Annotated in this window: 24 protein-coding genes and 2 pseudogenes; 14 read left to right on the plus strand and 12 right to left on the minus strand. The window is 37.7% G+C overall.

The features are described 5' to 3' along the window. Positions 1 to 55: 55 nt before the first annotated feature. From addB to ABH957_RS13675, 4 genes are all read left to right on the plus strand, one after another. Positions 56 to 3,571 (plus strand): helicase-exonuclease AddAB subunit AddB, encoded by a 3,516-nt coding sequence (gene addB / locus ABH957_RS13660; RefSeq protein WP_404511447.1) that lies wholly within the window; start codon positions 56 to 58, stop codon positions 3,569 to 3,571. Continuing rightward, on the plus strand, positions 3,568 to 7,293 hold the full coding sequence (gene addA, locus ABH957_RS13665) for a helicase-exonuclease AddAB subunit AddA (RefSeq protein WP_404511449.1): 3,726 nt from the start codon (positions 3,568 to 3,570) through the stop codon (positions 7,291 to 7,293). Before addB ends, addA begins: the two co-directional genes overlap by 4 nt. A 23-nt stretch (positions 7,294 to 7,316) precedes the next feature. Continuing rightward, complete coding sequence (locus ABH957_RS13670) at positions 7,317 to 7,595, plus strand: RNA polymerase alpha subunit C-terminal domain-containing protein (RefSeq protein ID WP_404445957.1); 279 nt, start codon at positions 7,317 to 7,319, stop codon at positions 7,593 to 7,595. A gap of 96 nt (positions 7,596 to 7,691) precedes the next feature. Further along, complete coding sequence (locus tag ABH957_RS13675) at positions 7,692 to 8,399, plus strand: DNA alkylation repair protein (protein WP_404511451.1); 708 nt, start codon at positions 7,692 to 7,694, stop codon at positions 8,397 to 8,399. Positions 8,400 to 8,454: 55 nt separating this feature from the next. Here the strand turns inward: ABH957_RS13675 and gerPF are convergent, their stop codons facing one another. The 7 genes from gerPF to ABH957_RS13710 all read right to left on the minus strand — a co-directional run bounded on the left by gerPF (position 8,455) and on the right by ABH957_RS13710 (position 10,715). Continuing rightward, the gene (gerPF, locus tag ABH957_RS13680; protein WP_001141566.1) at positions 8,455 to 8,670 is read right to left on the minus strand and encodes a spore germination protein GerPF; all 216 of its coding nucleotides are present in this window, start codon (positions 8,668 to 8,670) and stop codon (positions 8,455 to 8,457) included. A gap of 42 nt (positions 8,671 to 8,712) precedes the next feature. Next, positions 8,713 to 9,099 (minus strand): spore germination protein GerPE, encoded by a 387-nt coding sequence (locus ABH957_RS13685; RefSeq protein ID WP_113937653.1) that lies wholly within the window; start codon positions 9,097 to 9,099, stop codon positions 8,713 to 8,715. A gap of 14 nt (positions 9,100 to 9,113) precedes the next feature. Further along, entirely contained in the window at positions 9,114 to 9,308 is a 195-nt protein-coding gene (gene gerPD / locus ABH957_RS13690) for a spore germination protein GerPD (RefSeq protein ID WP_001052805.1), read from the minus strand. A 6-nt stretch (positions 9,309 to 9,314) separates the two neighbouring features. After that, a complete protein-coding gene (gene gerPC, locus ABH957_RS13695) occupies positions 9,315 to 9,929 on the minus strand; it encodes a spore germination protein GerPC (RefSeq protein WP_113937654.1) in 615 nt (204 codons plus the stop codon). A gap of 67 nt (positions 9,930 to 9,996) precedes the next feature. Further along, the gene (gene gerPB / locus ABH957_RS13700; protein ID WP_001012505.1) at positions 9,997 to 10,203 is read right to left on the minus strand and encodes a spore germination protein GerPB; all 207 of its coding nucleotides are present in this window, start codon (positions 10,201 to 10,203) and stop codon (positions 9,997 to 9,999) included. 14 nt (positions 10,204 to 10,217) lie between these two features. Next, a complete protein-coding gene (gene gerPA, locus ABH957_RS13705; protein WP_001111190.1) occupies positions 10,218 to 10,439 on the minus strand; it encodes a spore germination protein GerPA in 222 nt (73 codons plus the stop codon). A gap of 96 nt (positions 10,440 to 10,535) precedes the next feature. Next, positions 10,536 to 10,715, minus strand: a complete 180-nt coding sequence (locus ABH957_RS13710) for an aspartyl-phosphate phosphatase Spo0E family protein (protein WP_002087032.1) — start codon at positions 10,713 to 10,715, stop codon at positions 10,536 to 10,538. Between the two features lie 243 nt (positions 10,716 to 10,958). On the opposite strand from ABH957_RS13710, the gene ABH957_RS13715 reads away from it, so the two are divergent. Further along, positions 10,959 to 11,861 carry a fumarylacetoacetate hydrolase family protein gene (locus ABH957_RS13715; RefSeq protein ID WP_002125896.1) on the plus strand — a complete coding sequence of 301 codons (903 nt, stop codon included), beginning with the start codon at positions 10,959 to 10,961 and terminating at the stop codon, positions 11,859 to 11,861. Positions 11,862 to 11,895: 34 nt separating this feature from the next. Here ABH957_RS13715 and ABH957_RS13720 read toward each other — a convergent pair whose 3' ends face one another. Both ABH957_RS13720 and rocD read right to left on the minus strand, forming a co-directional pair. Further along, on the minus strand, positions 11,896 to 12,180 hold the full coding sequence (locus ABH957_RS13720) for a hypothetical protein (protein ID WP_000925332.1): 285 nt from the start codon (positions 12,178 to 12,180) through the stop codon (positions 11,896 to 11,898). A 106-nt stretch (positions 12,181 to 12,286) separates the two neighbouring features. Beyond that, positions 12,287 to 13,477 (minus strand): ornithine aminotransferase, encoded by a 1,191-nt coding sequence (rocD, locus tag ABH957_RS13725; protein ID WP_000616665.1) that lies wholly within the window; start codon positions 13,475 to 13,477, stop codon positions 12,287 to 12,289. Positions 13,478 to 13,627: 150 nt separating this feature from the next. Between rocD and ABH957_RS13730 the strand changes: the two genes are divergently transcribed. After that, complete coding sequence (locus ABH957_RS13730) at positions 13,628 to 13,996, plus strand: YisL family protein (protein ID WP_002011256.1); 369 nt, start codon at positions 13,628 to 13,630, stop codon at positions 13,994 to 13,996. A 53-nt stretch (positions 13,997 to 14,049) separates the two neighbouring features. Here the strand turns inward: ABH957_RS13730 and ABH957_RS13735 are convergent, their stop codons facing one another. Next, a complete protein-coding gene (locus ABH957_RS13735) occupies positions 14,050 to 14,604 on the minus strand; it encodes a DUF2777 domain-containing protein (protein WP_002140810.1) in 555 nt (184 codons plus the stop codon). Positions 14,605 to 14,846: 242 nt separating this feature from the next. On the opposite strand from ABH957_RS13735, the gene asnB reads away from it, so the two are divergent. The 4 genes and pseudogenes from asnB to ABH957_RS13755 all read left to right on the plus strand — a co-directional run bounded on the left by asnB (position 14,847) and on the right by ABH957_RS13755 (position 19,289). Then, positions 14,847 to 16,694 (plus strand): asparagine synthase (glutamine-hydrolyzing), encoded by a 1,848-nt coding sequence (gene asnB / locus ABH957_RS13740; protein ID WP_016119809.1) that lies wholly within the window; start codon positions 14,847 to 14,849, stop codon positions 16,692 to 16,694. Between the two features lie 189 nt (positions 16,695 to 16,883). Further along, positions 16,884 to 17,337, plus strand: a pseudogene (locus ABH957_RS13745) (ferrochelatase). 59 nt (positions 17,338 to 17,396) lie between these two features. Next, positions 17,397 to 18,863: a catalase KatB gene (gene katB, locus ABH957_RS13750; RefSeq protein WP_404511453.1), complete on the plus strand. Its 1,467-nt coding sequence runs from the start codon at positions 17,397 to 17,399 to the stop codon at positions 18,861 to 18,863. A 120-nt stretch (positions 18,864 to 18,983) separates the two neighbouring features. Beyond that, positions 18,984 to 19,289 (plus strand): hypothetical protein, encoded by a 306-nt coding sequence (locus tag ABH957_RS13755; protein WP_000382767.1) that lies wholly within the window; start codon positions 18,984 to 18,986, stop codon positions 19,287 to 19,289. 164 nt (positions 19,290 to 19,453) lie between these two features. On the opposite strand, the gene ABH957_RS13760 is transcribed toward ABH957_RS13755, so the two are convergent. Continuing rightward, positions 19,454 to 20,686, minus strand: a complete 1,233-nt coding sequence (locus ABH957_RS13760; RefSeq protein WP_404491206.1) for an ammonium transporter — start codon at positions 20,684 to 20,686, stop codon at positions 19,454 to 19,456. Between the two features lie 158 nt (positions 20,687 to 20,844). On the opposite strand from ABH957_RS13760, the gene ABH957_RS13765 reads away from it, so the two are divergent. Beyond that, the gene (locus ABH957_RS13765) at positions 20,845 to 22,206 is read left to right on the plus strand and encodes an alpha-amylase family glycosyl hydrolase (protein WP_404511455.1); all 1,362 of its coding nucleotides are present in this window, start codon (positions 20,845 to 20,847) and stop codon (positions 22,204 to 22,206) included. Between the two features lie 18 nt (positions 22,207 to 22,224). Here ABH957_RS13765 and ABH957_RS13770 read toward each other — a convergent pair whose 3' ends face one another. After that, entirely contained in the window at positions 22,225 to 22,716 is a 492-nt protein-coding gene (locus ABH957_RS13770) for a YajQ family cyclic di-GMP-binding protein (protein ID WP_002030284.1), read from the minus strand. A gap of 284 nt (positions 22,717 to 23,000) precedes the next feature. Between ABH957_RS13770 and ABH957_RS13775 the strand changes: the two genes are divergently transcribed. The 3 genes and pseudogenes from ABH957_RS13775 (at position 23,001) to ABH957_RS13785 (ending at position 25,950) form a co-directional block, all read left to right on the plus strand. Continuing rightward, positions 23,001 to 23,855, plus strand: coding sequence for a CvfB family protein (locus ABH957_RS13775; protein ID WP_002149869.1), 855 nt, complete (start codon positions 23,001 to 23,003; stop codon positions 23,853 to 23,855). Positions 23,856 to 24,007: 152 nt separating this feature from the next. Beyond that, positions 24,008 to 25,780, plus strand: a pseudogene (locus tag ABH957_RS13780) (RHS repeat domain-containing protein); the annotation flags it as partial. 17 nt (positions 25,781 to 25,797) lie between these two features. Further along, complete coding sequence (locus tag ABH957_RS13785; protein WP_404511457.1) at positions 25,798 to 25,950, plus strand: hypothetical protein; 153 nt, start codon at positions 25,798 to 25,800, stop codon at positions 25,948 to 25,950. The last annotated feature ends 3 nt before the right edge of the window (positions 25,951 to 25,953 follow it).

A 25,953-nucleotide genomic window follows, 5' to 3' on the forward strand; every position in this document is an offset into this window, starting at 1 on the left:
AATACAATTGTGATAGCAAACTAACGTTCGTTATGTAAGTGAAAGGTGGGGTTACATGTCACTTCGATTTGTGATTGGTAGAGCTGGAAGTGGAAAAAGTACACTTTGTTTACACGAAGTGCAAGAAGAGTTAAAACAGCGCCCAAGAGGGAAAACAATATTATATCTTGTGCCAGAACAGATGACATTCCAAACGCAGCAGGCGTTAATTGGGAGTGAAGATGTAAGAGGTTCTATTCGGGCACAAGTTTTTAGTTTTTCGCGATTAGCGTGGAAGGTGCTGCAAGAAGTTGGCGGAGCGAGTCGTCTTCATATTGATGAAGCTGGTGTACATATGTTGCTTCGTAAAATTGTAGAATCTCGTAAAGATGGACTATCTGTGTTTCAAAAAGCAGCGGAGCAAAACGGTTTCTTTGAACATCTTGGTAGTATGATTGCTGAGTTTAAACGTTACAATGTGACGCCGTCTAACGTATATGAAATGTGGCAACAATTAGACACACATAGTAGTAGTGCAGAGCAAAAGCTACTAGCGAATAAAGTGTATGATTTACAGTTACTATATGATGATTTTGAACGTGCTTTAATCGGAAAGTATTTAGATTCAGAAGACTACTTACAATTATTAATTGAGAAGCTTTCAGACTCTGAGTATGTAAAAGACGCGGAAATTTATATAGATGGATTCCATTCATTTTCTCCTCAAGAGCTAGAAATCGTTAGAGGGCTAATGAGATTAGGAACAAGAGTAACAATAACATTAACGATAGATGAAAAAACGTTAGCGCAGCCAGTGAATGAACTAGATTTATTTTATGAAACGACGTTAACGTATGAAAAAATAAAACAAGTAGCGCGTGAAGAGAAAATAGAAATTGAAAAAACAATTCCACTTATGGAACAACCGCGTTTTCATTCTCCAGCATTAGCTCATTTAGAAACGCATTATGAAGCGCGTCCGAATGAAAAGTATCATGGTGAAGCGAGTGTGACAATTAGTACAGCAGCTAATTTACGAGCTGAAGTAGAAGGTGTAGCTCGTGAAATTAGAAGACTTGTGGCGGATGAAGACTATCGTTACCGAGATATCGCAGTCCTTCTTCGTAACGGAGAAAGTTATTACGACGTAATGCGAACGTTATTTACGGATTATAATATCCCGCATTTCATCGATGAAAAACGCCCAATGTCACATCATCCGCTAGTAGAATGTATTCGTTCTGCACTCGAGATTATTAGCGGGAATTGGCGTTATGATGCAGTATTTCGCTGCGTGAAAACAGAGCTTTTATATCCATTAGATGTAAGAAAAGAAGCGATGCGCGAAGAGATGGATGAGTTTGAAAACTACTGTTTAGCGTACGGTGTACAAGGGAAGAGATGGACTTCTGAAGATCCGTGGATGTATCGTCGTTATCGTTCTCTTGATGATGCGAGCGAAATGATAACAGACAGTGAGCGTGAAATGGAAGAGAAAATAAATCGACTTCGCGACGTTGTAAGAACGCCAGTTATTCGTATGCAAAAAAGACTGAAGCGTGCTGGAACAGTTATGCAAATGTGCGAAGCGGTATATTTATTTTTAGAGGAGCTTGACGTTCCGAAAAAACTAGAAGAATTACGTGTTCGTGCAGAAGAAAATGGAGATTTCTTATTTGCGACAGACCATGAGCAAGTATGGGAAGAAGTGATGAATCTTCTTGATACGTTCGTTGAGATGCTTGGCGAAGAGAAGATGTCCCTTTCAATGTTTACGGAGGTTATGTCGACAGGTCTTGAGGCACTTCAATTTGCGAACATTCCGCCGTCACTAGATCAAGTGTTAGTTGCTAATATTGATCATTCTAGATTATCAGATATTAAAGCGACGTTCATTATTGGAGTAAATGAAGGAGTGATTCCAGCAGCGCCTATGGATGAAGGTATGCTTTCTGATGAGGAAAGAAATGTTCTCACCGCTGCAGGTATCGAATTAGCACCAACGACGAGACAAACTTTATTAGAAGAACAGTTCGTTATGTATCAAATGGTGACGAGAGCATCTGAGAAGTTATACATTTCCTGTCCGCTTGCGGATGAAGAAGGAAAGACGTTACTTGCTTCTAGTTTTATTAAAAAAATAAAAAGAATGTTCCCTGATATGAAAGAATCGTTTATTACGAATGATGTAAATGACTTATCGCGTTCGGAACAAATCTCATATGTAGCAACGCCAGAAGTAACGTTGTCGTATGTCATGCAGCAATTGCAAACGTGGAAGCGTTACGGATTTGAAGGCAATTTAGACTTTTGGTGGGACGTATATAACTTCTACGTTACTTCAGATGAATGGAAGCAAAAAAGTAGCCGTGTGTTATCAAGTTTATTCTACCGAAATCGTGCACAGAAACTAAGTACAGATGTAAGTAGGGATTTATATGGAGATACAATTAAGGGAAGCGTTTCTCGTATGGAGCTATTTAATCGCTGTGCGTACGCTCATTTTGCTCAGCACGGTTTATCGCTAAGAGAGCGTGATATTTTCAAACTTGATGCGCCAGATATCGGTGAGTTATTCCATGCAGCGCTGAAGAGAATTGCAGACAAGTTATTACGTGAAAATCGGACTTGGGCGGATTTATCAATAAAAGAGTGTGAACACCTTTCTGCTTTAGTAATAGAAGAAATTGCACCGTTATTACAAAGACAAATTTTATTAAGTTCGAACCGTCATTTCTATTTAAAGCAAAAACTACAACAAATCATTTTCCGTACGTCACTTATTCTTCGTGAACATGCGAAGTCGAGTGGATTTGTACCAGTTGATTTAGAAGTACCGTTCGGTATGGGCGGGACTGGATCTCTTCCACCAATGGAATTTGCGTTGCCAAATGGTGTGAAGATGGAAGTAGTTGGCCGTATTGACCGTGTTGATAAGGCGGAAGATGAGAGTGGTACGTTCCTTCGTATTATTGATTATAAATCAAGTTCGAAAGCGTTAGATTTAACAGAAGTGTATTACGGACTCGCACTTCAAATGTTAACGTATTTAGATGTTGTTACTTCAAATGCACATACGTGGATGAAAAAGGGCAGTACTGCATCACCGGCGGGTGTATTGTATTTCCATATTCATAACCCGATTGTTGAGATGAAAGGCGATGCATCTGAAGAAGAAATTGAGAAAGAAATTTTAAAGAAATTTAAAATGAAAGGTCTCGTACTAGGAGATGCTGACGTTGTGCGTTTAATGGATAATAAACTTTCAACAGGAAGCTCTGATATTATTTCTGCTGGTCTGAAAAAAGATGGTAGTTTTAGTGCGCGTTCTAGCATTGCAAGTGAACAAGAGTTTAACGTACTTCAAAAATATGTACACCACTCGTTTGAAAATATCGGAAAAGACATTACAGAAGGTGTTATCGATATTGCTCCTTACAAAAAGGGGAATAAAGCGGCATGTACGTTCTGTAACTTCAAATCTGTTTGTCAATTTGATGAATCACTTGAAGATAACCAATTCCGTACGTTAAAAGATATGAAAGATAGCGAAGCGATGGAGAAAATTAGAGAGGAGGTTGGCGGAGAATGATAGAAAATTGGCCTCAGAAACCAGAAGGTAGTCAATGGACAGATGACCAGTGGAAAGCGGTTGTAGCGAACGGACGTGATATTTTAGTCGCAGCGGCAGCTGGATCAGGGAAAACAGCGGTATTAGTTGAACGTATTATTAAAAAGATTATAAGTGAGGAAAATCCAGTCGATGTCGACCGCCTGCTCGTTGTAACATTTACGAATGCAGCAGCGCAAGAAATGAAAAATCGAATTGGGGAAGCGTTAGAAAAAGTATTAATTGATGGGCCAGGTTCACAGCATATAAGAAAGCAGCTTAGCTTATTAAATAAAGCTTCCATTTCTACAATTCATTCATTTTGTTTACAAGTTATTAGAGGATATTATTACATGCTTGATGTCGATCCTCGTTTTCGTATTGCGAACCAAACAGAAAATGAGTTATTAAAAGAAGAAGTGCTAGATGACATATTAGAAGAAGAATATGGAATCGAAGATAATAGTATTTTCTTTGAACTAGTTGATCGTTATACGAGTGACCGTAGTGACGATGACTTACAACGAATGATTTTAGCGCTTCATACAGAATCAAGAGCGCATCCAAACCCGGAGAAGTGGCTTGATAAATTAGTAGAAGCATACGACGTTGAAGGAAAGACGATTGAAGATTTAGTGTACGCTTCTTACTTATTAGAGGATGTGAAGTTTCAGCTTGAAACAGCGGAAAAGCATATTCGTAAGGCGACTGAACTCGCAATGCTTCCTGATGGTCCAGCGCCTCGCGTTGAAACTTTACAAGCGGATTTAGCTTTACTTGGAACGTTATCCTCAGCAGCGCGTGGATCGTGGACAAGCGTTTATGAAGCGATGCAAAATGTATCGTGGCAAACGTTAAAGCGTATTAAAAAAAGTGATTACAACGAAGATGTTGTAAAACAAGTAGATTCTCTTCGTAATAAAGCGAAAGATGAAGTGAAGAAATTACAAGAAGAGCTATTTAGCCGCAGACCCGAAAGTTTCTTACGAGATTTTCAAGATATGCATCCTGTATTAGAAAAACTCGTGAAGCTTGTAAAAGTATTTACAGAGCGTTTCCAAGCGATTAAGCGAGATAAAGGAATGGTCGATTTCACAGATTTAGAGCATTTCTGTTTGCAAATTTTAAGCGAGCAAAGTGAAGACGGTGAAATGAAGCCGTCAGCAGTAGCACTTCAATATCGTAATAAATTTGCTGAAGTACTAGTCGATGAATATCAAGATACGAATTTCGTACAGGAATCAATTATTAAATTTGTAACGAAAGATTCCGAGAGTGAAGGAAACTTGTTCATGGTTGGTGACGTAAAACAGTCAATCTATCGTTTCCGACTAGCAGAGCCTGGTTTATTCTTAGGAAAATATAAACGTTTCACACAAGAAGGATCGGGCGGCGGAATGAAGATTGACTTAGCGAAAAACTTCCGTAGCCGTCATGAAGTGCTAGCAGGTACGAACTTTATTTTCAAACAAATTATGGGCGAAGAAGTCGGCGAAATCGATTATGATGCTGACGCTGAATTAAAGCTAGGTGCTAGCTATCCAGAAGGTGAAGATGTAGCGGCAGAGCTATTATGTATTCAGCAAACTGAGGAAGAAGTGCAAGACGGTGAAGAGGGTGCCGAAGTAGAAAAAGCGCAGCTTGAAGCTCGTCTTATGGCGCAGCGTATTAAAGCAATGGTCGATTCAGGCTATGAAGTGTATGATCGTAAAACCGATAGTATGCGCCCAGTGCAATATCGTGATTTCGTTATTTTACTTCGCTCCATGCCATGGGCGCCGCAAATTATGGAAGAGTTAAAACTACAAGGAATTCCGGTATATGCTGACCTTGCGACTGGTTACTTTGAAGCGACAGAAGTAAATATTATGATGAACGTATTCCGCGTCATTGATAACCCGATGCAAGATATTCCGCTTGCAGCTGTACTTCGTTCACCGATCGTTGGACTAAATGACGAAGAACTTGCGACGCTTCGTGCTCATGGAAAGAAAGGCTCGTTTTATGAAGTGATGAGCTCATTCTTAAAGGGAGCGCCGCTTGAAGAAGAACAAGAACTGCATGATAAATTAGAGTGGTTTTATAACTTACTGCAAGGGTGGCGTGAATTTGCGCGTCAACAATCTCTTTCTGATTTAATTTGGAAAGTGTACGGTGAGACAGGCTATTACGACTTTGTCGGCGGTTTACCAGCCGGAAAGCAAAGGCAAGCAAACTTACGCGTACTATATGATCGCGCAAGACAATATGAAGCAACATCGTTTAGAGGATTATTCCGCTTCTTGCGCTTTATTGAGCGTATTTTAGAACGCGGAGATGATATGGGAACGGCGAGAGCTTTAGGTGAACAAGAAGATGTTGTTCGCATTATGACGATTCATAAAAGTAAAGGGCTAGAGTTCCCGGTCGTATTTGTAGCTGGACTTGGTCGCCGTTTTAATACACAAGATTTAATGAAGCGTTTCTTACTTCATAAAGATTTCGGTTTCGGTTCACAATTTATCGATCCTCGTAAACGAATTAAATATACGACATTATCGCAACTAGCGATTAAGCGTAAAATGAAGATGGAATTAATTGCGGAAGAAATGCGCGTACTATACGTAGCGTTAACACGTGCAAAAGAGAAGTTAATTTTAATTGGAACAGTTAAAGATGCCAATAAAGAAATGGAAAAATGGCTCGATGCAAGAGAGCATAGTGAATGGTTATTACCAGACCATATTCGTGCCGGAGCGTCTTGCTACTTAGACTGGATTGCACCTTCCTTATATAGACACCGTGATAGTGAAATGCTTCTTGAATTAGGACCAGGAAATATTCCAGGCGAAATTTATGAATATAGTGCTAGCTGGAAAGTGGAAGTTGTTGAAGGAAAAGATTTACTTGCACCAGAACCAGTTCAAGAAGAGAAACAAGAGTTATTAGAAGCGCTTCGCGATAAAAAAGCTGTTCCGTTAGAAAGTGAACGGAAAGAAGAAGTGTATGACAGATTGATGTGGGAATACGGGTATGCGGACGCGACATCTCACCGTGCGAAACAGTCTGTTACAGAAATAAAGAGAAATTATCAATCTGAAGAAGGTAGCGATAACGCCTTTATTAAAAAACTTCGTGCACCAATTAAAACACGTCCGCGCTTTATGGAGAAAAAAGGGCTAACATACGCAGAGCGAGGGACAGCAGTCCATGCCGTTATGCAGCATGTAGATTTGAAGAAACCAATTACGATTGAAGTTCTTCAAGAACAAATTGCAAGAATGGTAAATAAAGAACTATTAACATTTGAACAAGCTGAAGAAATAGCGATTGAAAAGGTAATTTCATTCTTTGACAGTGACTTAGGTAAAAGGGTATTAGCAGCAAAAAGTGTTGAGCGCGAAGTACCATTTACGATGATGCTTTCAGCAGAAGAAGCGTATCAAGATTGGCAAGGGAAGAAAGGCGAATCAATACTTGTCCAAGGGGTTATCGACTGCATGATCGAAGAGGAAGACGGAATTACTTTAATCGACTTTAAAACAGATACGATTGAAGGAAAGTTCCCAGGCGGATTTGATCAAGCGAAACCAATTTTAGAAGACCGATACAAAGTACAGCTTTCACTATATGCAAAAGCACTCGAGAAAAGCTTAAAACATCCTGTGAAAGAGAAATGTTTATATTTCTTTGATGGAAATCATGTTGTAAATATTGACGAATAGAGCTTAGAAAGGGGTTATGGACTATGGCGACGTTAAGAACTTGTGATCAAGGACACGAGTACTACAAAAGTAGCGATTGTCCAACTTGCCCAACCTGTGAGAAAGAGAGAAAGCCAAAAGAAGGCTTTCTTTCTCTTCTTTCAGCACCAGCAAGGCGAGCGTTAGAGCACCATGGAATAAAGACTGAAGCAGAACTTTCAAAGTATAGTGAAAAAGAAATTTTGAAACTGCACGGTATAGGACCAGCATCTTTACCTAAATTGAGAGCGGCTTTAGAAGATAAGGGATTATCATTTCAATAAAGAAAAACTAATCATTAGTGAGGAGTAGCATCTTAAACTAATGATTAGTTTATATAATCGAATTGATTATAATATTAAGGAAGGAAGTGCAACACTATGGATTTTGAAACAGTAATGCAAGAGCTTGAAACTCTCGGCAAGGAACGAACTAAAAAAATATACATATCCAATGGTGCAAAGGATCCACTTTTTGGCGTAGCTACAGGTGCTATGAAACCAATCGCAAAGAAAATAAAAATAAATCAAAGTTTAGCTGAAGAGCTGTATGCCACAGGCAACTACGATGCAATGTACTTTGCAGGCATTATTGCAGACCCAAAAATTATGAATGAATCGGATTTTGATCGTTGGATGGATGGGGCGTACTTTTATATGCTGTCCGATTATGTGGTGGCAGTAACTTTATCAGAATCAGATTTTGCACAAGACGTTGCTGATAAATGGATTGCAAGTGGTGACGAACTAAGAATGTCCGCGGGCTGGAGTTGCTACTGCTGGCTTTTAGGGAATCGAAAAGACCATGAATTTTCCGGAAGTAAGATTACCAGTATGCTAGAAGTTGTGAAAAATACAATTCACGATGCGCCAGAACGAACGAAATCCGCTATGAATAATTTTCTAAACACTGTGGGGATTTCATATGTGCCGCTACATGAAAAGGCAGTTGAAACTGCAAAGGAAGTAGGCATAGTGGAGCTAAAACGGGACAACAAAAAAAGCAGTTTTCTAAATGCTTACGAAAGTATTCATAAAGAACTTGATAGAGGAAGACTCGGATTCAAACGTAAATATGTAAGATGTTAAAATTAAAAGAAACAGCCCTAGCTCTACACAAAATAGAGCTAAGGCTGTTTCTTTTTTACGCTGTTCCAATCTGATCTTGATCTGCCACATCAGAATCAAATGTATTTGTTGCGCTAACGCCGTTAAAAGTATTGACGACAAATCCGACATTGGAAGCCCCAGATCCGTTATAAGCTTTCGTATTTTCTTTCGGAGACACATTATAAAAATCTCCTAAGTTGAAAGAGCCGTTACTGTTTTGAACGACGAGATTTCCTACAACCGAAGGCATACCATCCACCTACTTTACTAAGCTTTTTAATTACTATATGAATTATTTAGAGGAAGGTTCATCAGTAATAAATTGGCGGATTTGTAGCGTACGAGAATTATTAAAAACATAGTCAACATTGCCGATTTGGAAGCACGCGGAATTTAAAAGGGTTCGCAAGTGAACATCATTTACTTCAATAAAAGGGCACTCATTTACAATATTCATTTTTACATCTGTTGTTCGCTTTGGAATTGTAATGTACTCATCTGTAAAGATTTCAAACGCATCAAAACGACCTTCACCTTTTATATAACAAGGGATTTCTCGATGAACGATAAGTGCTCTATTTTTTAATTCTATTTGATTAGAATCCCCGGCCTGGAAGACGGCTGAAACCCCCATAGAAATGATAGAAACATTTTGTACAATTGAAGTATGACGGAGCATAATTTTTCCTCTCCTCAACCTGGAGTCGGAGGGACATCTGTTACTAATGGTACAAATGGTCCCTCTGTAACAGATTCGAATGGCGTATCAAGAATAGAAGAAAGGATGAGAAGGTTTGCATCTCCAATTAAAAATAATGCGGAAGAAGAAACCCCGTTCATTTTAATCTGGCCTACTTTTAACTCGCGGTTTACAACATTTAAATTCATACATACTCACTCCTTTCGGAAATTGCCCGGTATGTGTTGAATAAAGGAAAGGAACGCCTTGTCAATATCTTGTTTCATCGCTTGAATAATGATGTCTCGTAAATAATCGGGATCTGTGGAAATACCCTCATACGATTGAACTTGTGATAAATAATATGGAAGTCTATGTTCCATCTGTTTTTTTATGTCATCCACCATCATTTGTCGATACATCTCATCAAGCGGCGTTCTCTCTTCTTGTTCAAAATGGAGAATTCGACTATACGCTTCTTCATCTAAATAGCGATGCATTTCTTGGAGGATACCTTGATAAAAGTCTGGATTTGTTTCTGTTTCAGGATTTACTTTTAATGTTTCTGTATCCACTTGAAAATCTTCAATTTGTTGCCCTTTTGTTGAAAATGGATTCAAGCCAATATTTAAAGTGCCGTTTAAATTTTCTACTTTTAATTGATCGAATTTATATTCCACTTTTCCTATAGAAGAGGAGGGACGACTTTTTAACTCATTAAGCTCTTCTTGTAGTAGGCGAACTTGCTCTTCAAGGTTTAGAATAGTTTGCTGCTGTATGTGGAGAGCTTGTTGAAGTTGGTGTAGGTAAGTATATATATCTTGATTCATTTGTGAAACCTCCTTTTCAATAGGGAGGGGAAATATATTCCTGCTATATATTTATGACAAGGATACCTTAAGAAGAACTAGTTGATGGTTTGATGGAAATAATTTGTCCTTTCGCATGTAAAGGGCGAAGCGGTTCTGTAAATCCGCCAGAATTTGAGAATTTAGAAAGAGCCTTAATACTACCTGCAGTTCCAATTTGAAAAACGGAAGAGGTCGTAATGCTATCGATTTTAATGCTGTTAATGATGATACTTTGGTTCACATAAAAATTCAATGCAATCGCCCCCTTTAGTTCGAACCAATTATTGCTTGATCAATTACATCTGAATCATTGACGGTCGTTGAGCTTTGATAATTGTAGACAGAGACGTTATCCCCAACATTAAATGAACCGGCTCCGGCAAAAGCGCGTGAATAACTAATAGGCCTAATCGCAAATACATCTCCAATATGAAAAATACCACTTGATCCAATGTTAACGATACGAATATGTCCGACCATAGCTGGCATACAAAACACCTTTCGTTTTTAAAATTTTCTTTTCTACTATTGTATGGGCGTTTTCAATAAAATGTGTATTTTTTCGAAATAAAAGAAACACATACGTTATTGCGTATGTGTTTCGAACATTTGAGTATGTGTGCAATCTGTATGTATAGGCCAAACAACATTTAAGAGCCTGTCCAATTCCTGGCTACAATCTACTGTTTTTTGAGAAGTCATTCCGTAGCGTTCAGCAAAATAGATCATTTTTTCGCGTTTTTTTTCGATAGCTTGCTCAAACATTGAAATCGGCTCCATCTCTCAATAAATTTTATGTATATATGTAGTACATATTATACAAAAATCCCATAAAAAAGAAACATCTTCGCTAAAAAAAGTATAATTTCTACATTTTATGTCAAATAACGGATGAGGAACAAATGTAAGAATGGTTGAATATTGTAAAAATTAGCGTGTGTAAGAAGGTTTTTTTCTTAAGGATGCGAATACAATTATAGGGTATGAGTTTTAGGATGGAGAGTGGAAATGTTGCGTTTTGTAACGGCGAAGAAAGAAGAAAAAGTATTTGTAGGTATTGTGGATGAAGAGGAAGAAAAGGTATTACATTTAAGAGAAGCGCAAAGACAAAAAGGGGAAAAGGTTACTATCCCAATTACCATGTTAGAGTGTATTGAAAGAGGAAGCGAATGTCTTGAGAAAGTGTACGATATTGTAAATTGGGCGAAGGAAAATGCGGGATCGGCGTATTATCCGTTAGCAGAGGTGAAAATATTAGCACCGATTCCAAGGCCGAGAAAAAATATTCTTTGTGTTGGAAAGAACTATCGTGAGCATGCGGTAGAAATGGGCGGAGTAGAGTCTATCCCTGAAAATATAATGATTTTTACAAAGGCGCCAACAACAGTGATTGGAATTGATGAGCAAATTAATGGTCACCCTCACGCGACGAATGAACTTGATTACGAAGGTGAACTAGCAATCGTTATCGGTAAGCGAGGGAAACAAATAAAAATAGAAAAAGCTCTTGATCATGTTTTTGGATATACAGTTATAAATGATGTAACTGCTCGGGATATTCAAAGAAAACATAAACAATTTTTCCTAGGGAAAAGTTTCGATACATTTTGTCCGATGGGACCGTATTTAATTCATAAATCGATGGTTAGAACGCCGAATGCATTACACATTGAAACAGTGGTAAATGGAGAAGTAAGGCAAACTTCAAATACGAGAGAAATGATTTTTTCAGTAGAAGAAATTATTTCAACTATAAGTAAAGGCATGACATTAGAGCCAGGAGATATCATTGCAACAGGGACACCAGCTGGTGTTGGTAAAGGTTTTACACCACCGAAGTTTTTACATGCTGGTGATGAAGTTGTTATTACAGTAGAGGGAATTGGTACGTTAAGAAATATAGTGAAATGAAAAAAGAGCTATCTTGTGAAAAGATAGCTCTTTTCTATGGGCGTGGATTAACGGAGTAATCTATGATGGCGAAAATATACAATCCGATTAATGCTAAAGTACAAATTCCAATTAGCATAACTGCAAGTGCGCTTCTCTCACGGCCAAAACCGATAATTGTAAGGAAAACAGCAGCCCAAAATGATGTTTTGAGTAGTGTGAATGTATTAGGAGTTGAATAATGACTGAGTAAAGTTGTAGATAATATGAAGCCGATGAATGTCATAGAAATAAAAATTGTAGCTAAATTGTTAATGTGTTTACCGTATTTCAATAGCATACAGTTACCCCCTTTTTAACGAAAAACAGAATATTCAATTTTATTTTACGATAAACTACTAAAAAAAGAAAGAGGTTGTCCTATATTTAGGACAACCTCACTATGATTAAGATAGTACAGCTTTAATTTTTTGGAACGCCCACTCTAAATCTTCTTCAGAGATTACTAGAGGTGGTGCAATACGAATTACGTTTTCGTGTGTTTCTTTACATAATAGACCAGCTGCTTTTAGTTGTTCACAGTAAGGACGAGCTGGCTCGTTTAATTCGATACCGATGAATAAACCTTTACCGCGAATGTCAGTAATCATTGGATTATCAATTTCTTTTAATTGCCCAACTAGTTTTTCTCCTAATTGAAGAGAACGCTCTGTTAATTTTTCTTCTTCTAATACTTCAAGAGCTGCAATAGAAACAGCACATGCAAGTGGGTTACCACCGAATGTAGAACCGTGAGAACCTGGCTCGAATACACCTAAAATGTCGCTGTTTGCTGCAACACAAGAGATTGGGAATACGCCGCCGCCAAGTGCTTTACCAAGTATGTACATGTCAGGAGTTACATTGTCCCAGTCGCAAGCAAATACTTTACCCGTACGGCCTAAGCCTGTTTGGATTTCATCTGCTACGAATAAAACGTTTTCTTTTTTACATACTTCAAAAGCTTCTTGTAAGAAACCAGCTGGTGGAATGTTAATTCCTGCTTCACCTTGGATTGGCTCTAAAATGAATGCAGCTGTATTTGGTGTAATCGCAGCTTTTAACGCTTCTAAATCACCATAAGGAATTACAATAATGCCAGGAAGCATTGGACCGAAGCCGCGCTTGTACTCTTCGTTTGATGACATAGAAACAGCACCCATTGTACGTCCGTGGAAGTTATCTTCACAAACGATGATTTCTGCACGGTTTGCTTCTACCTTTTTCACATCATAAGCCCAGCGACGAGCTGTTTTAATTGCAGTTTCAACAGCCTCTGCACCTGTATTCATAGGAAGTACCATATTTTTATTTGTTAGTTTCGCAACTTTTTCGTACCAAGGACCTAATTGATCGCTATGGAAAGCACGAGAAGTTAACGTCACTCGATTAGCTTGGTCAATTAAAGCGTTAATGATTTTTGGATGACGATGACCTTGGTTTACTGCAGAATATGCACTTAATAAGTCCATATAGCGGTTTCCTTCAGGATCTTCTACCCAAACGCCTTCTGCTTTAGAAATAACGATTGGAAGTGGATGGTAGTTATTTGCCCCGTATGTGTCTGTAAGTTCGATAATATCCTTAGTTTGAATCATGATTGTTCCCCCTTTTGTTATTACAAGAAGTTTGTAAATACTCTAAATATTATAGCATTTAAATATAAAAAAGCGAAACATTTCCTGAAAATATATGAACATGTTATCATATAGAGTGAAAAAGTGTGAAAAAGAGGAGGCAGGGATACGATGGTACATATGCATATTACAGCATGGGCGTTAGGATTAATTTTATTCTTCGTTGCGTATTCACTTTATTCAGCAGGAAGAAAAGGTAAAGGTGTACATATGGGGCTTCGCCTTATGTATATCATCATTATTGTGACAGGTTTCATGTTGTACATGAGTATTGTGAAGACGGCAACAGGTAGCATGCACATGTGGTACGGCATGAAAATGCTAGCTGGTATATTAGTAATCGCTGGAATGGAAATGGTTCTTGTGAAAATGAGCAAAAACAAACCAACAGGGGCGGTTTGGGGCTTATTTATTGTCGCGCTAGTAGCGGTATTATACTTAGGACTAAAATTACCGCTTGGCTGGTACGTATTCAAATAAAAATAAAACCACCTTATGATCTCAAATATTTGGGAGATAAGGTGGTTTTTATTTTATGTCGCATCAATATGCAACTCTTCTCCGTTTACTTTCGTAAATCGCAAAATATTTTTATTAGAGGAAGAGTGGCGTACAAAATGATGCTGCAATGTACAAATCATTTCGTCGTTATCGAATAAAAGAATATTTACTCCTTCGCATGCTTCCTCTTTTGGCAAGAAGGATAAATAATTATGACAATACATGCAATCATATAAAGAGTAATTAAGTGATTGCAATGATTCGGTTAATAATGTAAAGACAGAGTCAGGTAATTCCTCAAGCCATTCATTATAGCTAAGAAGTAATTTTTTTCGAATTCGTATCATTTCCCCGTTTTGGAGAGAATGTTGTTCATTTGCAATTTGTAATATGTCTTGTTCATAAAAACGAGCTGGTAGCCAATTGTTGTTATATAAAATTTCAAAACCATCTTCAGCAATATCTTCTAATAGAAAAGCCTCATCATTTTCATCATCAAAGAATACCCATTCTTTGTTTATATATTCTACATTACCGACTGTATGAGCGCGCGGTTGGTTATACAAAATATGTTTGCGTTGTATCATAGTTCATTTCTCCTTTTATAGAAATAGTTATTCTTGTTATGGACAGTTCGTACGTTCTTTATAACTAGACACACCTAAAGATAGATGGGCATACAATAAAACACGCTTTACACTGTGAAACTGCTATTCCATATATGGATAGTTAGTTATCGTCAAGTTTGTTGTTTTTATGTATCCGCACTCATAGGGTGGGGATTACTGCACGTTCAGAAACAGATATTAGATTAGGAAGGATGATTCTTATGTGCGGGATTACAGGATGGGTGGATTATAAACGCTCATTAGAAGGGGAAAGGGACATCGTGACGAAGATGGCGGAAACGCTAGCGAAACGCGGTCCAGATGATAATAAAGTTTGGATTAAAGGGAACGTCGCATTTGGGCATAAACGGTTAATCGTTGTAGATCCTGAAGGTGGTAAACAACCCATGACTTGTTTAAAAGACGAAACGAGTTATGCGATTTGCTATAACGGAGAGCTCTACAATACAGAAGATATTCGCAAAGAGTTATTAAGAAGAGGTTATACATTTAAAGGGCATTCCGATACAGAAGTACTATTGGCATCTTATATTGAATGGAAAGAAGAATGTGTCGATCATTTAAACGGTATATATGCGTTTGCAGTATGGGATGAGAAAAATGAAAGAGTCTTTATTGCCAGAGATCGATTAGGTGTAAAACCGCTTTTTTATAAATATGATAGCGGACGATTATTATTTGGTTCAGAGTTAAAAGCGATACTAGCGCATCCAGATGTGAAGGCGGAAGTAACGTTAGAAGGGTTGTCAGAAATATTTGGCCTCGGACCATCTAGAACACCTGGTCACGGTATATATGCTGGTATTCAAGAACTGCGTCCGGGTCATGCAATGACGTTCTCAAAAGACGGTTTATGCATATGGAGATATTGGAATGTAGAAAGTAAAAAACATGAAGATTCATTTGAAGAAACAGTAGAGAAAACTCGTTTTTTATTACAAGATGCGATTACGAGACAATTAGTTTCTGACGTACCACTATGCACTTTTTTATCAGGAGGTGTAGATTCAAGTGCTATCACAGCAATTGCCGCGAAAGAGTATGAAAGATCAGGGAAAGGTCAATTGCACACGTATTCTGTTGACTATGAAGATAACGACAAATATTTTAAAGCGAATGCGTTTCAGCCGAATTCAGATGCACCATTTATTAATTTAATGACAGAGACATTTCAAACAATTCATCATCGCTGCGTCATTTCTAATGAACAACTAGCACAGTATTTAACAGAAGCAGTACTCGTTCGCGATTTGCCTGGTATGGCAGATATTGATTCTTCATTATTATGGTTTTGCCGTGAAATAAAACAAGATTTTGTCGTCGGTTTATCTGGAGAATGTGCAGATGAAATATTCGGCGGTTATCCGTGGTTTTATAGAGAAGATGATTTACAATCAAGTGCATTTCCGTGGATGCGTTCTACAGAAGCGCGTGAACAACTTCTGAAGAAAGAATGGAGAAATAAATTAAATTTACAACAATATGTACAACAACGCTATGAAGAATCCATTCAAGAAGTTCCTATTTTAGAGGGAGAGAGCCCATTAGAAGCGAAGAGACGACAATTATTTTATTTAAACATGGTATGGTTTATGACAACATTATTAGACAGAAAAGACCGTATGAGTATGGGGGCAAGCTTAGAAGTACGCGTTCCATTTGCGGACCACCGACTTGTCGAATATGCGTGGAATATTCCTTGGGAAATGAAAATGTATAAAAACCGCGAAAAAGGTCTATTGCGTAAGGCTTTAGAAGGATTACTTCCAAATGATATATTGTATAGAAAGAAAAGTCCGTATCCGAAAACGCATAACCCGCACTATACGAAAGCAGTCACAGTATGGCTCCAAGATTTATTAACGGATAAAGGCTCAATTTTGCATGAATTGTTCGATAAGGAGCAATTGAGCGGATTGATCCAGTCTGGCGGCAGTGCATTTCAAAAACCGTGGTTCGGTCAATTAATGACAGGTCCTCAACTTTTAGCTCATTTAGCACAAATTCATGTTTGGTTTAAAGAGTATGGGGTAAATATTAAGGAATAGGGAAAGAGCGGCTTATATTTATGTGAGCCGCTCTTTTTCTTAAATAAATTGTCATATAAAATTCGAAATCATATTAGAAACAATACTTATTTAGAATTATTATTTTGACGTACTTATTATTGCTTGTTATAATTGGAAACAAATGTTCTTGAAAAAGATTCTCATTTCCAAAATTGAGGTGCTATATAGATGACGAAGAAGAAAATAGGTTTGCTTGTAATGGCATATGGAACGCCGGAGTCATTAGATGATGTAGAAGCTTATTATACTCACATTCGTCATGGCCGTAAGCCATCTGAAGAAGCGCTCCAAAATTTAATCGGACGGTATAAAGCAATTGGTGGAATTTCACCGCTTGGGAAAATAATGAAAGAGCAGGCGCATAAATTAACAGATTCAATGAATAAAATGTTTACAGAGTATGAATTTGTTTGTTACTTAGGTTTAAAACACATTGCTCGATTTAGGAGTTTTATATGACACCGATTATGAATGTAAAGTTGTAACTGGTGAATTAAATACCGCATATTTTAGACTAAATATGCCCAATTCACAATCTGTATTTATTGATTGTTTAGCTGAAATTGTTTCCAAAAAAATGAAGGAAATAGTTGACAAGGATTTAATTTTGAATAATAATTAGTTTATAATAATTTTAAATAAATAATAATTACTATGAAAGAAAGAGGAGGATCACCCTTGATGAATCCAAATAAGCGCTTAACAACAAACCAAGGTGCTCCAGTTGGAGATAACCAAAACTCTCGTACAGCTGGTCGCCGTGGACCGGTATTGTTAGAAGACTATCATTTAGTAGAAAAACTTGCTCACTTTGATCGTGAACGTATTCCTGAGCGTGTTGTGCATGCGCGTGGTGCAGGTGCTCACGGTGTATTCGTAACGAAAAACAGCATGCAGCAATATACGAAAGCAGCGTTTTTACAAAATGAAGGAACTGAAACACCTGTATTCGTTCGTTTCTCAACGGTTATTCATGGTCAAGGTTCTCCAGAGACAGCTCGTGATCCGCGTGGGTTCGCTGTTAAATTTTATACAGAAGAAGGAAACTACGATATCGTAGGTAACCACTTACCAGTTTTCTTCATTCGTGACGCAATTAAATTCCCTGACATGGTGCATTCTTTAAAGCCAGCACCTGATACAAATGTTCAAACGCCAGATCGTTACTGGGATTTCATGACGTTAACTCCAGAATCTACACATATGATGACGTGGGTATTTTCTGATTATGGTACACCGGCAAACTACCGTGAAATGGAAGGATTCGGCGTACATTCATTTAAATGGATTAATGCGGAAGGTAAAATTGTTTACATTAAATATCATTGGAAGCCACAGCAAGGTGTACGTAATTTAAGTGCGAAAGAAGTGCAAGAAGTGCAAGGGAAAGACTTCAATCATGCAACTCGTGACTTGTTCGATGCAATCGAAAAAGGAAACTATCCGAAATGGGATTTACACGTACAAGTGATGCAACTAGAAGAAACGGATTCTTTAGATTTCGATCCACTAGATCCGACGAAAGTATGGCCAGAAGATCGTTTCCCATTAATTGAAGTAGGGACAATGACGTTAAATCGTAACCCGAAAAACTTCTTTGCGGAAGTAGAACAAGCGGCGTTTACTCCAAGTGCAACTGTAAATGGTATTGAACCATCTGAAGATAAATTATTACAAGGTCGTTTATTCTCTTACCCAGATACGCAGCGTTATCGCCTTGGTGCAAACTATTTACAAATTCCTGTAAACTGCCCATACGCAGCTGTTCGTAATCAACAACGTGATGGTGCGATGCAAGTGGATCAAAACCCATCTACAATAAACTACGAACCGAGCCGTCATACTGAAAATCCAGTTGAGGACCCAACTTACCGCGATTCAACTATGAAAGTAGAAGGCTACGTATCTCGTGGAAAAATTGACAAACCAAATGATTTCAAGCAAGCGGGTGAGCGTTACCGTTCATTCTCTAAAGAAGAGCAAGACAACTTAATTGCGAACTTAACAAACGACTTAAAAGGCGTAAATGAGCAAACGAAATTACTAGCTATTTGCAACTTCTTCCGCGCAGATCATGACTACGGAATGCGTTTAGCAGGGGCGTTAAATGTTGATATTACGCAGTATGTAGGGAATGTTCCGAAGTAAATAGGAAAAGACGACTGGAAGAATTTTCGGTCGTCTTTTTATGTAAAAGATATTTTACACCAAATGTAAAAAATGTTATACTCTTGTCAAATGGATTTTACATATAAGGGGTGTATTTTGATGGATGTTTTGATTTTTATTATTGCATTAAGTGTCTTTTTATTTGTAGTGTTTGCTATTATAAAAATGTTTATAGCGATTGGAAAACAAGGTGATGAACGTGCTACGTTTATAAAAAATAAAGCGATGGCTGAGACATTTAAAATTGCGATGGGGCTAATGGTTCTTGAAATGATCCCTTTCATTTATCATCGTTTTAATGAAACGGTAGGAACACCGTTTAATCCAGTTCGCTTTTTAGCTGTAATAGCGATTGCGTTTCTTATTATATTAAGTTTGAATAAAAGTAAATACGGTGATTCGTAACTTATGCAGGGGTATTTTTCGGTTTCGTTATGTCGAAATTTATTGGTAAATCGATATATTGAAAGAATCGCTGATATATTCACGTAAATACTGGGTGGGGTATGCTGCCGCCCTGTACAATAAAAAGAGAGGCAATCTACTACCAATAGATTGCCTCTCTTTTTTTAGTTCACTCGCTCAGTATACTCATAAGCTTTCTCCCCGTGCATCGAAATATCAAGCCCCATTTGTTCTTCGTGCTCATCGACGCGAACAGGGAGGAAGAAGTTAATGGCTTTAATGATGGCGTACGTCATTATGATTGTGAATGCATATGTTGCGCCGATTGCTACAAGTTGTTTGAAAAGGAGAGATGCGTTTCCGTAAAATAATCCGTTAGCGCCATCGCTATTTATAGTAGTAGTAGCAAATAGTCCAGTTGCAATACCGCCCCAAGTTCCTCCAATGCCGTGGCATCCAAATGCATCGAGTGTATCGTCGTATCCGAATTTGTTTTTTAAGAAGAAGACAGCTCCGAAGCATAATATACCGCCAATTGCTCCGATAAGAAGAGCGGAGAAAGGTGTAACGAATCCACAAGCCGGCGTAATTGCGACTAAACCAGAAACAACCCCGGAAGCAGCTCCCATCGCAGTCGGTTTTGATTGGAAGAACCATTCAGAAAGCATCCAAGTTAGAGCTGAGGCAGCGGCGGCTATATTTGTATTAATAAATGCAGTTAAAGCTACGTCATTTAAAGATAATGCACTACCGACGTTGAAACCGAACCAGCCGAACCAGAGTAAGCCTGCGCCTAACATTGTAAATGGTAAATGATGAGGGGAGGTGCCGCTTATGTTTTTTCGTTTTCCAAGAAAAATAGCTAATACAAGACCAGCAACGCCAGATGTGATATGAACGACATTACCACCAGCGAAGTCTAACGCGCCGAGTTCTCTCAGCCATCCGCCAACGCCCCATACCCAATGAGCGACAGGATTGTAAACGATTGTTGTCCAAAGAAGGATAAAAATAAGAAAGGCAGAAAATCGCATTCTTTCGGCGAATGCCCCTGAAATTAAAGCGGGAGTTAAAATAGCGAACATGAGTTGGAACATCATAAATAAATTGTGAGGAATAGTAGATGAGTAGTCTGGGTTTGGTACGTAGGTAACTCCGTTTAGACCGAACCAATCGAGATTGCCGATAAGTCCGTGCCAATCTGGCCCGAATGATAAAGAATAACCGATAACAATCCATTGAATCGAAACGATAGCCATTGCGCTATAACTGTGCATTGTCGTGCTGAGTACGTTTTTACTGCGAACCATACCCCCATAAAAAAGTGCCAATCCTGGTGTCATCAACATGACCATTACTGTCGTTACAAAAATAAAAACTGTATCTCCCGTATTCATTCTCTCTCCTCCTATGATGTTAGAAAAAATAACATATATATGTTATGTTTCATATCATATTCGAAATAAAAAGAAAAATCAACTAAAAATTCAGAAAATTTTTTTAGGTGATGTTAGAAAACCTAACATGATGTATTTTTGGGGGATAAAATCAACGTATGCGATTTGCTCTAAAAATTGGTATAATATTCTTACAATTGGAAGTTTGGGGGATGCGTGTGAAAAAAATATGGACTAAGGAACTATTCATTTGTTTTTGTTTAGCTGTTATTTTGTTTGTACCAGTACATACTTTTGCGGAAGAAAAAAGGGAATGGCGAGATGAAGTTATATATTCCATTATGATTGATCGCTTGAATAACGGAGAATCGAAAAATGACAAACAGTTAGACGTTGGTAATTTAGAAGGGTATCAGGGCGGAGATATACGTGGGATTATAAAAAGATTGGACTACATAAAAGAAATGGGATTTACTACTATTATGCTTTCGCCGCTTTTTGAAAGTGAAAAGTATGACGGATTAAGCGTTCGAAATTTTCAAAAAGTAAATGAACATTTCGGAACAGAAAATGATGTGAAAGAACTTGTAAATGAGGCTCACAAAAAAGGAATGAAAGTTGTCTTTCAATTTCCGTATGAAGAAAATGAACAACAATTAATAGACTCGATGAAATGGTGGATAAAAGAAGTCGATTTAGACGGAAGTTATGTGATACATAGTGAAAAAAAGCCGCGTGCTTTTTGGGATGAAGTGCAAAAGGATTTGCAGAAGGTAAAGAAAGATTTTCACATTATGACAAAGGAAGATAATGAGTACTATAAAAAAATAGTAGAGTCATTTTCGAAAGCAGATATGTCTGTGAAACCTTTATATGATGTGAGTGGAAAAGAAGAGGAATTCGCTACGTTTTTAGATAATCAAGAAACAAAGCGATTTGCACGTATTGCAAAAGAAAATATGTATTACCCGCCGTCTCGTTTAAAACTAGCGATCACTTACTTATTAACATCCCCGGGGATACCGAATTTTTATTACGGAACTGAAATCGCATTAGATGGGGGAGATGCTCCAGATAATAGACGATTAATGGATTTCAAATCTGATGAAAAGTTTATGCAGCACATAACGAAGCTAGGTGAACTTAGACAAGCGAGACCGTCTTTACGACGTGGTACGTTTGAACTTCTATATGATAAAGATGGAATGAGTATATTAAAACGAAAGTATAAAGATGAAGTAACACTAGTAGCGATTAATAATACGAAAGAGACGAAAAAGATTTCCTTACCTGTAAGTGCAATTGGTGAAAAACAAGAGTTAAGAGGATTGTTAGAAGACGAAATTATAAGAGAAGAAAACGGAAAGTTTTATCTTGTTTTAAAGCGCGAAGAGTCGAATGTGTATAAAGTTAGCGAAGAAACAGGTGTGAATTGGTTGTTTATCTCCTTAATAGTCGGTGTGAACGTATTATTTATTGCTTTTTTAATTGCGGTTAAAAAGAAAAGATCCTCTGTATAGATAGAGGATCTTTTTTTCTTAGCGGTAGTTAATGAACTGTACGTCGATTGGTAAGTCGACGCTGCGAACGGCTGCGATTACTGCTTGTAAGTCATCACGGCTTTTCGCTGTTACACGTACTTGGTCATCTTGTACTTGTGTTTTCACTTTTAATTTCATTTCTTTAATGATGTTGTTGATTTTTTTCGCGTTATCTTTATCGATACCTTGTTGCAGAGTTGCACGTTGGCGAACAGTATTACCAGATGCAGTTTCAACTTTTCCATAGTCCAAGTTTTTAATTGGAACGTTACGTTTTACAAGTTTAGAAATTAGAACGTCTTTTACTTGGTCTAATTTGAACTCGTCATCAGAAGTTAAAACAAGTACTTCTTTTTCTAATTTAATATCACTTTTACTACCCTTAAAGTCATATCGGTTTTGGATTTCCTTTAATGCGATGTTAATTGCGTTTGTTACTTCAGGTAATTCTACTTTCGAAACGATGTCAAAAGAACTCTCTTTTGCCATAGTTAGCACCTCCAAATAAATTTCTATCTTTTCATGCACCTAAATAGGCTATGTAATATACATATTAAAGTATAGCGGAAAATACATCGATTAGATAGAGTGTTGCAACTTAAGTGTTTTGACGGATCATCCGTAGGGGAATATAGTCCTATAGATACAGTCTTTATTTAATTATAGTGAATTTTGGGCAGTTGGACAAATAAAGGAAAAATCGTGTTATAATTAACTTTTGTTTGGAATGATAAAAAAGATAATTTTATATATATAGAAGGGAATTAAAAAATATGTATTTGCAATTAGGATCGATTGAACAGGTAACTGTTTTACGCGAAACGGAAATCGGATATATGGTTGGAAACGAAGAGGAAGAAATCTTCCTACATAAAAACGAATTAGCTGGAGAAATTGCAGAAGGCGATACGATTGATGTATTCTTATACCTTGATCACCAAAATCGTATTTCAGCAACAATGAAGGAACCACTTATTACAACGCATGATTGGAATTGGGTAAAGGTTGTAGAAGTTATTCCTAGTTTAGGTGTGTTTGTTGATATTGGTGTATCGAAAGATATACTAATTCCACTTGATGAGTTCCCAATTTATATGCCAGTATGGCCAGAGGAAGGCGACGAATTATATTGTACGTTAAAATTAACGAATCGTGATCGTTTAATTGCTCTTCCGGCAAGAGACAGTGATATGCAAGAAATTATCGTAGATGCAACGCCATCTATGCGTAATAAAAACGTAAATGGACGTGTGTATCGCTCACTTCAAGTTGGTTCATTCATACTAACTGACGAGCATTTCCGTGCTTTCTTACACCATACAGAAAGAAAAGAACAAGTCCGCATCGGTGAGCGCGTAACAGGCCGTATCATTGACGTGAAAGATGACGGCACAATCAACATTTCACTTCTTCCTCGTAAAGAAGAAGGAATGGAAGATGATGCAGCAGTACTTTATGCATATATGGAAGAACGAGGCGGAGCAATGCCATTTTGGGATAAGAGCAACCCAGAAGACATTAAAGAACGTTTCAATATGAGTAAGGCTGCATTTAAGCGTGCACTTGGTAAACTGATGAAAGAAGAAAAGATTTACCAAGAAGAAGGTTGGACTTACTTTAAGAAATAAAGTGAATGAAAAAGATCTATTTTTCTCTAGTTTGTTAGGGAATGGGTCTTTTTTGTTTTGCCATTTTCTAAAAAATACGATAAATTAATTGAATATTCATGTTATTATTTATTATTATTGATGTTTAAAATGTTAGGGGATTATTTTTTTAAGGAAATACAACAGAGAAATCTGTCATGTTTGGTGGGAAAACGCAAACACACAAATATGAATATGATGTAGATAATAAAAATACAGTGTATGTCGATGCGTTAAATCGTCGTATTGAACACACATATGATGAAAGTGCAAACAAGATTAAAACAAAAATGCCAAACGGCTCAATTTTAGAATCTGTTTATGATTCAGCAGATCGCCTCATTGGTGAAAAGCGAAATGGAAAAGATTCATTTACATTCGAACGTGATGAGAATGGACAAGTTACGAAAGTAAAAGATCATGTTAATGGTGTAGAACGTACGAAAACATACGATAAGGCAGATCGCGCCACAAGTGCAACGGATAGCCGAGGCGGAAAAGTTGACTGGGCATATCACGACAAAGCAAACAGTAAGACAGAAAAATTAAAAGAACAAACAGTAACGCAAGGTGGATACACAAATAAAGTATCGTATGACTACAACACGTTAGATCAAAACATCCGTGTGACAGACGGTTCTCAAACGTATCGATTTGATTATGATGATCAAGGAAATATTCGTACGTATACAGCCGGAAATGGTTCAGGTTCTACCTTCAACTATGATCATACGAACAAAATTAAAGATTTAGTAGTAGGTACGTCAAACAGTATTCTTCTTTCTGAACGATATGAATATGATCAAGCGGGGAACCGTACGAAGATTAAACATGAAGGTGCAGGCGGAAAAGTAACAGAAACAAACTTTATATATGACCCGATTAACCAACTATTAAACGAGACATTACCAAACGGAACAAGTAAATCTTACACATATGACTGATTTGGAAATCGTACGAGTGTGAAAGTTGTAGAGAATGGAAAAGAAGCAAAGTCTATAGCCGCAACGTTTAATGAAGGAAATCAGCTTGTGAAATTCGGAAACGAATCGTTAACGTATGATGCGAATGGCAATCGTACATCTGACGGGAAGTACAAGTATGCATGGAATGAAGATGACCAGATTGTAGCGATTACGAAACAGGATGAGAGTAATCCATTTGCAACTTATAAATACGATGAAAATAATCGTCGTATTGAAAAGAATATAAGTGGAACAGTAACACGCTACTTCTATGATGGAGATAGTATCAATCCATTGTATGAAACAGATGGAAGTGGAACTGTACTTCGTCAATATGTATATTCTACAAGTGGTACACGTCTAGCAATGAAATCGCAAGGACAAACAGTATACTACCACTACAACCCTCGTGGTGATGTAGTCGCGATGACAGATCAAAATAGAGAAGTTGTCGCAACGTATGAATATGATTCGTGGGGTAACGTATTAAAGAGTGAAGTAAAAGGTATCGCAGCAGACAATCCATTTGGATATGCGGGATACATGTATGATAAAGAAATTGGCACGTATTATCTGATGGCACGTTATTATAATCCAGATCATGGTGTGTTCTTATCGGTGGATCCTGATCCAGGTGATGAAGATGATCCGATTACAATGAATGGGTATACGTATGGTGATAATAATCCGGTGATGATGGTGGATCCTGATGGGCATGCTCCATGGTGGGTTGCAAGTGCAGCAATGGGTGCTGGTTTTGGATTAGCTTCTTATTTATACAAAAACAGGAAGAGTGGATATAGTTGGAAAGGTGCTTTAAAAGCCACAGGGACAGGTGCTTTACGTGATTTGGCTTTCGGAGGAGTAGGGAGAGTTTTAGGTTTTATAACTCCTATGAAAGGGGGGCAAGACTTCTGGGGAAAACTATCCAAGGAAGAGTGACTGTCCCGTTTAAACAGGTGGGTCGTAATGTATCCCGATTGGCTAAAAATCCGAAAAAACATTTTGGAAGGCTTCCAGGAGCGAGGTTAGAGAGTATAGCTAAAGCGAAGAAGAATTCTGCAAAAGCAAAGTTAATGCGTATTTCTAATGCGATAGGAAAGCGTAAATAAATT

Origin of the sequence: Bacillus sp. RC242 (assembly GCF_044908245.1) — a bacterium.
GTDB lineage: Bacteria > Bacillota > Bacilli > Bacillales > Bacillaceae_G > Bacillus_A > Bacillus_A mycoides.

Bases quoted from the DNA above. Each gene is read 5' to 3' on its own strand.
- addB (WP_404511447.1), top strand. From the start codon at position 56: ATGTCACTTCGATTTGTGATTGGTAGAGCTGGAAGTGGAAAAAGTACA.
- addA (WP_404511449.1), top strand. From the start codon at position 3,568: ATGATAGAAAATTGGCCTCAGAAACCAGAAGGTAGTCAATGGACAGAT.
- ABH957_RS13670 (WP_404445957.1), top strand. From the start codon at position 7,317: ATGGCGACGTTAAGAACTTGTGATCAAGGACACGAGTACTACAAAAGT.
- ABH957_RS13675 (WP_404511451.1), top strand. From the start codon at position 7,692: ATGGATTTTGAAACAGTAATGCAAGAGCTTGAAACTCTCGGCAAGGAA.
- gerPF (WP_001141566.1), bottom strand. From the start codon at position 8,670: ATGCCTTCGGTTGTAGGAAATCTCGTCGTTCAAAACAGTAACGGCTCT.
- ABH957_RS13685 (WP_113937653.1), bottom strand. From the start codon at position 9,099: ATGCTCCGTCATACTTCAATTGTACAAAATGTTTCTATCATTTCTATG.
- gerPD (WP_001052805.1), bottom strand. From the start codon at position 9,308: ATGAATTTAAATGTTGTAAACCGCGAGTTAAAAGTAGGCCAGATTAAA.
- gerPC (WP_113937654.1), bottom strand. From the start codon at position 9,929: ATGAATCAAGATATATATACTTACCTACACCAACTTCAACAAGCTCTC.
- gerPA (WP_001111190.1), bottom strand. From the start codon at position 10,439: ATGCCAGCTATGGTCGGACATATTCGTATCGTTAACATTGGATCAAGT.
- ABH957_RS13710 (WP_002087032.1), bottom strand. From the start codon at position 10,715: ATGTTTGAGCAAGCTATCGAAAAAAAACGCGAAAAAATGATCTATTTT.
- ABH957_RS13715 (WP_002125896.1), top strand. From the start codon at position 10,959: ATGTTGCGTTTTGTAACGGCGAAGAAAGAAGAAAAAGTATTTGTAGGT.
- ABH957_RS13720 (WP_000925332.1), bottom strand. From the start codon at position 12,180: ATGCTATTGAAATACGGTAAACACATTAACAATTTAGCTACAATTTTT.
- rocD (WP_000616665.1), bottom strand. From the start codon at position 13,477: ATGATTCAAACTAAGGATATTATCGAACTTACAGACACATACGGGGCA.
- ABH957_RS13730 (WP_002011256.1), top strand. From the start codon at position 13,628: ATGGTACATATGCATATTACAGCATGGGCGTTAGGATTAATTTTATTC.
- ABH957_RS13735 (WP_002140810.1), bottom strand. From the start codon at position 14,604: ATGATACAACGCAAACATATTTTGTATAACCAACCGCGCGCTCATACA.
- asnB (WP_016119809.1), top strand. From the start codon at position 14,847: ATGTGCGGGATTACAGGATGGGTGGATTATAAACGCTCATTAGAAGGG.
- katB (WP_404511453.1), top strand. From the start codon at position 17,397: ATGAATCCAAATAAGCGCTTAACAACAAACCAAGGTGCTCCAGTTGGA.
- ABH957_RS13755 (WP_000382767.1), top strand. From the start codon at position 18,984: ATGGATGTTTTGATTTTTATTATTGCATTAAGTGTCTTTTTATTTGTA.
- ABH957_RS13760 (WP_404491206.1), bottom strand. From the start codon at position 20,686: ATGAATACGGGAGATACAGTTTTTATTTTTGTAACGACAGTAATGGTC.
- ABH957_RS13765 (WP_404511455.1), top strand. From the start codon at position 20,845: ATGCGATTTGCTCTAAAAATTGGTATAATATTCTTACAATTGGAAGTT.
- ABH957_RS13770 (WP_002030284.1), bottom strand. From the start codon at position 22,716: ATGGCAAAAGAGAGTTCTTTTGACATCGTTTCGAAAGTAGAATTACCT.
- ABH957_RS13775 (WP_002149869.1), top strand. From the start codon at position 23,001: ATGTATTTGCAATTAGGATCGATTGAACAGGTAACTGTTTTACGCGAA.